This window comes from Streptomyces odonnellii (assembly GCF_000981895.1).
In the GTDB taxonomy this organism is placed as follows: domain Bacteria; phylum Actinomycetota; class Actinomycetes; order Streptomycetales; family Streptomycetaceae; genus Streptomyces; species Streptomyces odonnellii.
This window is the reverse complement of sequence record NZ_LATD01000512.1, coordinates 1-1,772: the sequence shown is the minus strand read 5'-3', so window position 1 is coordinate 1,772 and position 1,772 is coordinate 1. Positions and strand designations below refer to the sequence as shown.

Annotated in this window: 1 protein-coding gene; it reads left to right on the top strand. The window is 69.9% G+C overall.

The features are described 5' to 3' along the window. Positions 1-121 precede the first annotated feature (121 nt). On the top strand, positions 122-1,480 hold the full coding sequence (locus tag WH07_RS34200) for a vWA domain-containing protein (RefSeq protein WP_046508793.1): 1,359 nt from the start codon (positions 122-124) through the stop codon (positions 1,478-1,480). The last annotated feature ends 292 nt before the right edge of the window (positions 1,481-1,772 follow it).

Here is a 1,772-nt window from a genome sequence, read left to right as displayed (position 1 = left end):
GGTCTCGTGGGCTCGGAGATGTGGATAGGGGACATCCCGTATCACGTGCGATCACCTGTCACCGACCCCCGACCCCCGACCGCTTGTCCCTGCTGTGTGGAGCGTCAAGGAGCCGATACAGATGGCCAAGTTCTCCAAGTCGACCGCGCCGCGGTTCTCCGTCGACGTGTACCAGAACGCGTATCTGCCCGAGGGCGGGCGCGAGGTCAACGCGATCGTCACGGTCACCTCCACCGGGGGCGGCACAACCGGTGGAGTCCCCCTGACCGGGAGCCCTGTCACCCGTACCCCGAGCCCGGGAAGCAGCCAGGACGCGGCCGTGGTCATCATGGTCGACTGCTCGGGATCGATGGACTACCCGGCGACGAAGATGCGCAACGCGCGCGAGGCCACCGCCGCGGCCGTCGACACCCTGCGCGACGGAGTCGCCTTCGCGATCGTCGGCGGTACGCATGTGGCGAAGGAGATCTACCCCGGCGACGGCCGGCTCGCGACGGCCGATCCGGGGACCAGGCGCATGGCCAAGGAGGCCCTGCGCGCCATCGGCGCGGGCGGCGGCACGGCGATCGGCACCTGGCTGCGGCTGGCCGAGCGGCTGCTGGCCACCGCCGATGTGCCGATCCGGCACGGCATCCTGCTCACCGACGGCCGCAACGAACACGAGTCGGCGGCCGATCTGCGGGCCACGCTCGACGCCTGCGCGGGCCGCTTCACCTGTGACGCGCGGGGCGTCGGCACGGACTGGGAGGTGAAGGAGGTCACCGGTATCGCCTCCGCGCTGCTCGGGACCGCCGATATCGTGGCCGACCCGGCCGGCCTGGCAGCGGACTTCAGACAGATGATGGAGAACGCGATGGGCAAGGAGGTCGCGGATGTCGCGCTGCGGCTGTGGACGCCCGTCGGCGCGGAGATCGGTTTCGTCAAGCAGGTGGCGCCCACGGTCGAGGACCTGACCGGCCGGCGCACCGAGGCGGGGCCGAGGGCGGGCGACTATCCGACCGGTTCCTGGGGTGACGAATCGCGGGATTACCACGTGTGTGTACGGGTTCCGGAAGCCGGTATCGGCCAGGAGATGCTTGCCGCGCGGGTCTCCCTGATCCTTCCCGCGACCGGTGGCGGCGCCCCGGAAGTGCTGTCGCAGGGACTGGTACGGGCGGTGTGGACGGACGACATGGCGGCTTCCACCGCCATCAATCCGCAGGTCGCGCACTACACCGGCCAGGCCGAACTGGCCCAGGTCATCCAACAGGGCCTCGACGCCCGCAAATCGGGAGATTTCGATGGCGCGACCGCGAAACTGGGGCGCGCCGTCCAGCTCGCCGCGTCGTCGGGAAACGCCGATACGGCGAAACTCCTTTCGAAGGTGGTGGACGTGGTCGACGCCGCGACGGGTACTGTGCGACTGAAGGCCAAGGTCGCGGACGCCGACGAGATGACACTCGAAACGCGCTCCACCAAGACCGTCCGCGTCAAGAAGTAGCGTCCGGAACAGGCCGCAACAGGTCCGGAACAGACAGAAGAAGACCGAAGCAGACCGAAGCAGACCGGGAAGACGCCGGGCTGCGAGCCACCGGCAGGGCCGAGAAGCACCGGCCCACGTGCGGTGACAACAAGTACGCGGCCTCCGGGCCGGACAAGGAGAGGGGGAAGCGCCGACATGCCGACCTGCCCGAACGGACACCAGTCGGGTTCCGAGGACTGGTGCGAGGTCTGCGGCCATCGCATGGCCGGGCCGGGCGCCGCCCCCGGCGCCGTACCGCCGCCGCCTCCCC